Genomic DNA, 3,984 nt, shown 5'->3' on the forward strand with positions numbered 1-3,984 from the left:
GGGGCGCGTTCCCCCGCTGGGTTTGCGGCGGGGCCCCCCCCCCGCGCCCCGGGGCCGCCGCCCCCCCCCCCTCGGGGGGTGGGGCCGGGGGGGGGGGCGGGGGGGGGGGGGCGGCCGCCCCGCCCCCCCCCCCCCCCGCGCCCCCAACGGCTTTGGGGATGCCCGCGGTTATTCCAGGCCGGCGTAATAGCCGCGGATGGTCTCGAGGAAGGTTTTCAGGTCACGGCCGGGTACGTCTTCGAAGGTCTCGCCGGATTCGCGGCAGGATTCGATGCGGTCCGGGCGGAAGTTGCGGAAGTCCTGCCGGTGCCGGCACCAGGTGGTGAGCGTCCAGGCGCCGCCCCAGAACGACAGGCACAGCGGCTCGACCTCGCGCGTGCTCGCACGGCCCTGCGCATCGCGGTATTCGAGGCACAGCACGTGTCGCTGCAACACCGCTTCGTGCAGGCGGTCGAGCATGCGCGCGATGTGGTTCTGATGGGGATCGCGCCAGATCGGCGCAAAAATCTTCGACTGCGCCGCGCGCTCGCGCAGTTCCGGCGGCAGCACCGCTTCGATCTTGATCAGCGCGGCCTGCGCCTCGCGGGCCAGCCGCTCGCCGGCGAAGGCACGCACAAAACGCGTACCGGCCACCAGCGCTTCGAGTTCGTCGGCGTTGAACATCAGCGGCGGGATGTCCGAGCCCTTGCGCAGCAGGTAACCCACGCCGGCCTCGCCCTCGATGGGGACGCCGGAGAGCTGGAGGTCTGCCACGTCGCGATAGACGGTGCGGAGCGAGACCTCCAGGGTTTCCGCCAGCTGGCGCGCAGGCAGCGCGGTGCGCCGCCCGCGCAGGGCGTTGATGATGAGGAACAGGCGGTCGGCGCGGCGCATTCGCGCATCATCGCTTTCCGCGCGGCGCGCGGGAAGCGACGATGGTCACGCCGTGCCATGCCCGGGCGCTCAGGCCGCGGCCCGCTGCTGGGCGCGGGCGAGTGCTTCGTCCTGCTCGGCCGCGCGGATGATCGCCGGGCGAACCTTCAGGCGGGCCACGTAGGCCTCGAAGACCGGGCGCCGCGCCACCAGGCCGAACGACATGGTGTAGTCCAGCGCATTGGCCCACAGGATGTCGGCGGCGGTGAAGCGGTCGCCGAGCAGCCACGGGCCGCCCTGGAGCTGGGCTTCCACCAGGCCGAGCACCGACTCGTAATCGCCATACGGGCACGTGGTCGCCGGGGCCACCGCGTTCTTCATGTAGTTATCCATCACCGCCGGCTCGAAGCACGACCCGTAGAAGGCCAGCCAGCGCAGGTAGGGGCCGCGCAGCGGATCGCCAAGGCCCGGGGCCAGCCCGGCCTGTGGGAACAGGTCGGCAAGGTAGGTGAACACGGCGGGCCGTTCGGTCACCAGCTGGCCATGGTGGGAAATGGCCGGCACCTTACCCATCGGGTTGACCTTGAGGTAAGCGGGCTGGCGCTGCTCCCCCGCCGCCAGGTTGAGCACGTGCATGTCGTACTGGGCGCCCAGCTCCTCCAGCAGCATGAGCGTGCTGGTGGAACGGCTGTGCGGGCCATGGTGGAAAACGATGCGGCTGGTGTTCATTCCCTTCCCTCGTGGTTCAAGCGTGGCTTGGTGTGTTGTGGGAGCGAGCTCGGGCTCGAAGCGGTACTGGCCATCCATCAGCCGGCCGAGCTGGCCTAGCGGTGCGTACGCCCGGGCAATGCGCTCAAGCAGCGGATTCATGGCGACCCCTCCCGTGGTGTCAGTGGGTAAGAGTCTGCGCGGGGGCTACTGACAACGTGCTGTCAGCAGCCCCCTCTGGCGCCGTTCACGCGGCACCCGGACAATGCGTGCTTTCGCGCCCGGACCCTGAGTGATGACGAAACCGATTTCATTGATCCAGTTCCTGATCGAAGAGAAGCGCGCCGGGCATGTGTACAGCGAGCTGAGCCTGCTGATCGAGGTCGTGGCGCGCGCCTGCAAGCGCATCTCCGTGGCCACGGGCAAGGGCGCACTGGGCGGTGTGCTGGGCAATGCCGGCTCGGATAACGTGCAGGGCGAGGCGCAGAAGAAGCTGGACGTGATGTCCAACGAGATCCTGCTCGAGGCCAACGCCTGGGGCGGCCACCTCGCCGCCTGCGCCTCCGAGGAGATGGAAGACCCGCAGCCGATCCCGGATGCCTATCACAAGGGCCACCACCTGCTGCTGTTCGATCCGCTGGATGGCTCGTCGAACATCGACGTCAACGTCTCGGTCGGCACCATTTTCTCGGTGCTGCGCTGCCCCGATGGCGTGACCGAACCGACCACCGAGGACTTCCTGCAGCCGGGCACGGCCCAGGTCGCCGCTGGCTATGTCGTCTACGGCCCGAGCACCCTGCTGGTGCTCACGTTCGGCCACGGTGTCCACGAATTCACGCTGGATCGCGAGCACGGCAGCTTCGTGCTGACCCGCCGCGACATGACCATCCCGGCCGAAACCGCCGAATTCGCCATCAATATGTCCAACCAGCGTCATTGGGAAGCCCCGATGCAGCGCTACATTGGCGAACTGCTGGCGGGTACCACCGGGCCGCGCGGCCGCGACTTCAACATGCGCTGGGTGGCCTCGATGGTGGCCGACGTGCACCGCATCATGACCCGCGGCGGCGTGTTCTATTGCCCGCTCGACGCCAAGATCACGGCCAAGGGCGGCACCGGCAAGCTGCGCCTGATGTACGAGGCCAATCCGATGGCCTTCATCATCGAGCAGGCGGGTGGCGCGGCCACCACGGGCCGTGAGCGGATCATGGAGCTGCAGCCGACGGCCCTGCACCAGCGCGTACCGGTGTTCCTTGGCTCGAAGAACGAGATCGAAGTCGCTACCCGTTACCACCTCGAAGCCGACCAGACCCGCGGCTGATCCTTTCCCCGAGAAACCCCACGACATGATGTCCCGCCGCCTTAGCCGCCTGGTTCCGCTGCTGTTCGCCACCCTGCTCACCGGCTGCTTTGGCGGTGGCAACACCGTGAAGCCCAACGAGCGCCCCGACACCGCGGTGCCCGTGCTCGCCGCCAAGCCACGCATCGGCCTGGCGTTGGGCGGCGGCGCGGCCAAGGGCTTCGCGCATATCGGCGTCATCAAGATGCTCGAGGCCATTGGGATACATCCCGACGTGTTCTCGGGCACCAGCGCGGGCAGCGTCGTCGGCGCGCTTTACGCCAGCGGCATGGATGCCTTCCGCCTGCAGGAAACGGCGTTCTCGCTGGATGAGGCCACCGTGCGCGACGTGCGGCTGTTCTCCGGCGGCCTGGTCCAGGGGCAGAAGCTGCAGGATTACGTGAACCAGCTGGTGAAGCAGCAACCGATCGAGAAGCTGCACACGCCGTTCGCGGCTGTCGCCACCGTGCTGGAGACGGGCGATCGCGCCATCTTCGTCCGCGGCAACACCGGCCAGGCCGTGCGTGCGTCGAGCAGCATCCCCGGCGTGTTTGAACCGGTGGAAATCAACGGCAAGCATTTTGTCGACGGCGGCGTGGTCAGCCCCGTGCCGGTCGACGCCGCGCGCCAGCTCGGTGCGGACATCGTCATCGCCGTGGATATCTCGGCCCGCCCGGATGGGAGCAATCCCGCCAGCATGGCCGGTATCGTCGGCCAGTCCATCACCATCATGGGGCGGAAGCTGGCGGAGCAGGAGCTGGGCCGCGCGGATATCGTCATCCGGCCCAAGGTCGGCCAGATCGGCCCCACGGACTTCGACCAGAAGAACGTCGCGATCCTGGAGGGCGAGCGCGCGGCGCTCGCAGCGATCCCCGCCATCAGGGCGAAGATCGCCGAGAAGGCGGCTGCCATGGGCAAGCCGCCGGTGCCGGCTAAGTAATCAGCCGGCTTCGATCAGCGACAGGGCCGACTGGCGCCCCACCGTCAGCAGTTCGTTCGACATCCCCTCGTCCGCGACGGCGCGGGACAAGGCGAGCGAACCCACCATCGACGACAGCACCGCGGTCGCCAGGAGGCGGCGGCGC

At 68.7% G+C, this 3,984-nt stretch carries 4 protein-coding genes; 2 read left to right on the top strand and 2 right to left on the bottom strand.

The genetic code is table 11. The features are described from left to right. Positions 1 to 168: 168 nt before the first annotated feature. On the bottom strand, positions 169 to 873 hold the full coding sequence (locus ACTHLF_RS08090) for a helix-turn-helix transcriptional regulator (RefSeq protein ID WP_440326419.1): 705 nt from the start codon (positions 871 to 873) through the stop codon (positions 169 to 171). 69 nt (positions 874 to 942) lie between these two features. Beyond that, on the bottom strand, positions 943 to 1,581 hold the full coding sequence (locus ACTHLF_RS08095; protein ID WP_440326425.1) for a glutathione S-transferase family protein: 639 nt from the start codon (positions 1,579 to 1,581) through the stop codon (positions 943 to 945). A gap of 274 nt (positions 1,582 to 1,855) precedes the next feature. On the opposite strand from ACTHLF_RS08095, the gene ACTHLF_RS08100 reads away from it, so the two are divergent. Together ACTHLF_RS08100 and ACTHLF_RS08105 are read left to right on the top strand one after the other, a co-directional pair. After that, positions 1,856 to 2,881: a class 1 fructose-bisphosphatase gene (locus ACTHLF_RS08100; RefSeq protein WP_440326421.1), complete on the top strand. Its 1,026-nt coding sequence runs from the start codon at positions 1,856 to 1,858 to the stop codon at positions 2,879 to 2,881. A gap of 25 nt (positions 2,882 to 2,906) precedes the next feature. Beyond that, positions 2,907 to 3,839: a patatin-like phospholipase family protein gene (locus ACTHLF_RS08105; RefSeq protein WP_440326423.1), complete on the top strand. Its 933-nt coding sequence runs from the start codon at positions 2,907 to 2,909 to the stop codon at positions 3,837 to 3,839. Positions 3,840 to 3,984 lie beyond the last annotated feature (145 nt).

Source organism: Luteibacter sp. (assembly GCF_051958795.1).
Classification (GTDB): domain Bacteria; phylum Pseudomonadota; class Gammaproteobacteria; order Xanthomonadales; family Rhodanobacteraceae; genus Luteibacter.

Coding starts and splice junctions, on each gene's coding strand:
- ACTHLF_RS08090 (WP_440326419.1), bottom strand. CDS start 873: ATGCGCCGCGCCGACCGCCTGTTCCTCATCATCAACGCCCTGCGCGGG.
- ACTHLF_RS08100 (WP_440326421.1), top strand. CDS start 1,856: ATGACGAAACCGATTTCATTGATCCAGTTCCTGATCGAAGAGAAGCGC.
- ACTHLF_RS08095 (WP_440326425.1), bottom strand. CDS start 1,581: ATGAACACCAGCCGCATCGTTTTCCACCATGGCCCGCACAGCCGTTCC.
- ACTHLF_RS08105 (WP_440326423.1), top strand. CDS start 2,907: ATGATGTCCCGCCGCCTTAGCCGCCTGGTTCCGCTGCTGTTCGCCACC.